This is a genomic window from Pseudonocardia sp. ICBG601 (genome assembly GCF_020496245.1).
The window spans coordinates 1-4268 of the sequence record NZ_JAHLJA010000048.1; the positions used below are offsets into that span (position 1 = coordinate 1).

A 4268-nucleotide genomic window follows, 5' to 3' on the forward strand; every position below is an offset into this window, starting at 1 on the left:
CCGCAAGCCTGGGCAGCAACATCTCCGCGGACCCCACCGGGCATGTTGCGGGCACCTGCGGCCCTCTGACGGCGCTCCGCGCGCCGACGTGACCGCGCAGCCCCACCCTCCAAGCACCAGCTGCATGTCGTCGTATCGACGACCACCCCAGGCGTCAATCATACGTTGACACCCGCGTTTTCGTACCCCCCCGCTGGGGCGGGGTGCGGTCCGGGTAGGTGTGGTGGCGGTTGACCTTCGGTGGCTCGCGTACGACGCGCTCGTCGCAGCCGCTCCAAGATCAACTGCCACCACACCTATACACAGTGCTGTGATCCCGCCGGTCCCGACGCCGGTTCCGCACAAACACTTCACTCCCGGCCACCGACGCCCGCGGAGAACGGCAGCTTGTTCCGCTACGGGATGCGCGCTAGCCGTGAATCATCAGGACATCAGCGAGGCAGGCAAGCTGCGCCAGTGCCAAGTAGCACCACACGGACTTACCGGAGCAAGTCGCACCCTGAATGAAAGCGTGCAGAACAGTTGTGGCACATAGAACTAACTTTGCACAGTCGGCTAATTAAAACCAGACAACTCGACCCAATTAGTAGGCTATCACGGCAGTCTACACGGATTGGACTTCCAGATCGAGACATAGCCGAACTCTCCATGGCGCACTCCGCGATTATCGACAATCAAGAAATCCGCTTTAACTCGGTAGTCTGCTTTCTGGCATCGTTCATTAGGAGTGGCGTTCATATAATTTACGTTGCCTCCCTTACGCTTAGCTGAAATCTTCCACGTGTACTGCGAACCGGGAAACTTGCGCTCCATTACTGCGGTTACGCCAAGATATCGTTGCTTGGTCTTACACTTGATTCGCGGATCAACCGTAACATTTCCTCGGACGTGCCCTGAAGCGTGAGGCACTTCCATAATGATGTCACAGTCGCCGATCGTCTTGGTAGCAGCATACGCTTCCGAAGGGTTAAGAAAAGCTGATCCGACAACCACTGCAGAGATAAAGAGTACGGCAATAAAAATCTTCAGAACGCGCATTTTTCCTCCGTATATCGGTAAGCCGAACAGGCTCGCTCAGAATTACCAACTATTGCTTTTACACACGTTTAGTAACTTTATGAGGATTATTCAGGAACTCCTAGCGAGCGACCTCACTACGATCCCGACCTGGGGAAACACTACAACACTTCGTGATCACCCTGGATGAACCTCTATGACCACGACTTCAGTTATCAAGGTCCGCGTTGCAGGGCAAGTGAAGCCACGCAGTAGACTCAGCGTCCCATCCGCTGAGCCATGCAACTCCCGCCGGAGTTACGACACGAAAATGGTGTGCCAGCGCGAGACCGCACGCTGTCAGGCGGACCGCCATATAGTCATCCGACGCTCGGCGCCAATCAACCACAGTCCGGCCGTTCTGAAGTTTGCGTGGATAATCAGCAACGAGCCGTCGGTAATCTTCCGGATACCGAATAATGAATATATCCCGCGGCGGAGGCAAGCGAAATGTGAAGTTACGCAGTTTTCTGTTTAGGCTGGCAAACTCACTTTTTTCACTGCGAGACCATGCGCTATCTCCATTAGGAAGATAAGAAGATGTCCAGAATGCTCCCAGCGGCTTGTCTCCGTACAGGTCATCCTCGGGGTTCTCAATCTGGGTGGCCCGAAGAGTAATTGAGTCAGAGAAGACCCCTTGAGGCGAGACAACGTCGGCGGACCCTAACCACCCCCGACTCAGAACTTGAGCAAGGGCTGCAGCTGTCTCGTCGAGACGTTCGTCGGCTCGATCGGCAAATTCTTCCACTGCATACTGATAACTGTTGGCAAAAACAATATCCCAGTACGTCTCCACCTCATCCTCGACATTCAGGTCTATCCCATGCACAACAATAGATTCAGCCGCTTGCAGAATAACCGGACCCCAAACTCTTTCATCAGACGATCTCAACTCTTCTCCTCGTGACGCCTTCGCCACCTATCAACAATGAAAATCATGGTCGTTTAAATCTCAGAGCCGGGTCTGACACCTCGGCGTCTCGTATCTGTGAGCCGGGTCGGCATCTCCCAGCCGATGCCGTTCGCGTCCAGCCAGGCCCGAGCAGCATCGGTGCCTTCTCGTTCGATGATCGAGAGGAACTCCGGGACCCGGGGCTGGAGCTGCGGCCAGGACTCGCGAGGGATGACCGCGACCTCCTCCCCGTCCAGGGAGTCGTCGTCGACGATCTCCTCGTCGCTACGCTCGGTCTTCTCCTCCTCGGACAAGATGTTGCGCAGGTCGTGCTTGCCTCGTGACCAGGTCATCTGCGGGACTCCCTTGATCGCCTTCTCGAACTCGCGCAGCAGCTCCTGAGCCTGCAGATCGACCATCTGGACCTGTGCACCGGTCTCGGGGTTCTCGTAGGTCCGCCCGATCGTTGCGTCGTGAATCAGCTCGCCGATCGTGCGGGAGGTCCCCTTCGCCTTCTTGTGACCGGCCATCAGCTGCTCAGCCGCGATGCCCTTGGCCTGGTAAGCCGCCCAGGCCTGGGCCGCTTCGGTGTCACCGTCAGGCAGGATCTCGAAGTCCAGACCGTGCTCCCGATCCGGAGCGGGCATGCCCGCGGCCACCGCACCCCGCGACCAGCGGGTGAACCACCCCTCAGCCAGCTCGGTCATCTGCTCATCGGTCGTGCCCGGCTCGAACACCAGCGTCACATGCTGATGCAGATGCCAACCGTTCTCGACACCCCAGGTCAGGTCCGGCGACCGCGACCAACCACGAAGCCCCAGCTCAACGTAGTCACGCATCCCCGCACGGCCATCAGTCACCCGACTGAAAGCCGTCCGTGACGCCTTCACCGACAGGGCCAGCTCGTGCTCAGCGAAGTGCCGCAACGTCAGGGTCAGCGTCATCACCCGAGCGCCATCCTCGACGTGCCGCGTCACCACCTTCCCCAGCAACGCCGTCCGCTCCACCGAGATACGCATCGAGCACTCCGGGCACGTCCACACCGTCCCGCACCGCATCAACCCCGCGAGCCCCGCGACCCGCTTCACCCTCCCACAACCCTCTGTGACTTCCGTCACTTTCGCGACGACGGAGGCGTCCGGACGGAGGCCCGGGAGCCCGCACGCGCGCACCCGACGACCCCGATACACCTTACGGAGACCCTCTCGCTGCGCGTACCGGGCCGCGCGCGCCTCGTCCCGCCGGACCTGCTCCGCAGCCGGATCACCGCTCTTCTTCCGCACCCACTCCCGCAACGAGAACCACCGCTGACAACAGCCCCCAGCAACGCTGTGACCTGCAGTGGAAGGTACATCCGTGTAAGTGCCAAGGGGCGGCCCCGACAGGCCGCTCACGCCTCCGGCGCCGCGGCCCGCCGGGCCACCCGCAGGCAGCACGACAGACCCGGAGGAGGCCCCGAGCAGCGAAGGAGGACGAGACGAGACGTGGTCTCGGAGAGTCGACTGGTGAACCCGCGAGAGGGGCTCTACCGTGGAGGGAGCAAACGCCGTGAACATCCAGACGACCTGATTCCTGATTCTCGGGCCGCGCTGGACGCCAACTCGGAGGGCTCAAACTCCGACTGGCCACGGCGTTCTGCTCTTGTTGGGTCCTAATCTGGCCTATCTCAGGCCGCACCAGGGGCGCGAACCGCCGAAGCAGACCGGATTTTTTTCACGTAATCGGCGTAGGAGCCGACGTGCAGGGCTCGGAACCTCGCCAGCGGAGCCCCCGGCACCGACAGCAAACCGACACCCGGTAGGGCGCTGACCTGGGCTTCTGCCACATCCCGGGCCGCACCGGGGTGCAGAAGCTCCACCGCAGCCGGGTTGTCGCTGCGGAAGCTGACCTTCACCGAGCACTGAGCCCGCTCAAACGCCCCCATCAGAGCCGCCTCCGCCCGCTGCACGACCAGCACCACTCGGACACCAGCCTTCGCGCCCTCGGCCAGCAGACGGCCGATCACACCCCGCGACAGTCACCAGCGGGCTCTCCGCGAGCTGGCCCAGGAAGCCGTAGACGAACCTGCTCTTCCCCGACCGCGTGACTCCCTGGATCGCCATGTGCGCCTCAGACCCCCAGTCCCGCACCAGATCCCGACCGGCATCCCTCGAATGACCGCCCGCCGCTGGGCCACACCCCCAGCGCAGGCCGACACCCAAGAGCTGCCTCCGGCGGCCCCTCCGGGGAGGGCCTCTGCTCCCGCAGCAGCCGAGCACCCCTCACCACCCGAGAGAGAGGAGTAGGGGCCGGCTCCGGTGGGGCTGCGGTCACGTCGGCC

The 4268-nt window shown here is 61.6% G+C and carries 4 protein-coding genes; all 4 read right to left on the reverse strand.

Annotated features, from left to right (window positions below; genetic code table 11):
* Positions 1–594 precede the first annotated feature (594 nt).
* The 4 genes from KPL57_RS16890 to KPL57_RS16905 all read right to left on the reverse strand — a co-directional run bounded on the left by KPL57_RS16890 (position 595) and on the right by KPL57_RS16905 (position 3953).
* Complete coding sequence (locus KPL57_RS16890; RefSeq protein WP_226352345.1) at positions 595–1038, reverse strand: hypothetical protein; 444 nt, start codon at positions 1036–1038, stop codon at positions 595–597.
* A 187-nt stretch (positions 1039–1225) separates the two neighbouring features.
* Positions 1226–1975 carry a hypothetical protein gene (locus KPL57_RS16895; RefSeq protein WP_226352346.1) on the reverse strand — a complete coding sequence of 250 codons (750 nt, stop codon included), beginning with the start codon at positions 1973–1975 and terminating at the stop codon, positions 1226–1228.
* Between the two features lie 26 nt (positions 1976–2001).
* Complete coding sequence (locus tag KPL57_RS16900) at positions 2002–3504, reverse strand: protein rep (protein ID WP_308252904.1); 1503 nt, start codon at positions 3502–3504, stop codon at positions 2002–2004.
* 110 nt (positions 3505–3614) lie between these two features.
* Positions 3615–3953, reverse strand: a complete 339-nt coding sequence (locus tag KPL57_RS16905; protein ID WP_226352344.1) for a hypothetical protein — start codon at positions 3951–3953, stop codon at positions 3615–3617.
* Positions 3954–4268: the final 315 nt, after the last annotated feature.

What these genes read in the sequence shown, in the direction of transcription:
- KPL57_RS16890 (WP_226352345.1), bottom strand. Translation starts at nt 1,038, where the DNA reads ATGCGCGTTCTGAAGATTTTTATTGCCGTACTCTTTATCTCTGCAGTG.
- KPL57_RS16900 (WP_308252904.1), bottom strand. Translation starts at nt 3,504, where the DNA reads ATGTTCACGGCGTTTGCTCCCTCCACGGTAGAGCCCCTCTCGCGGGTT.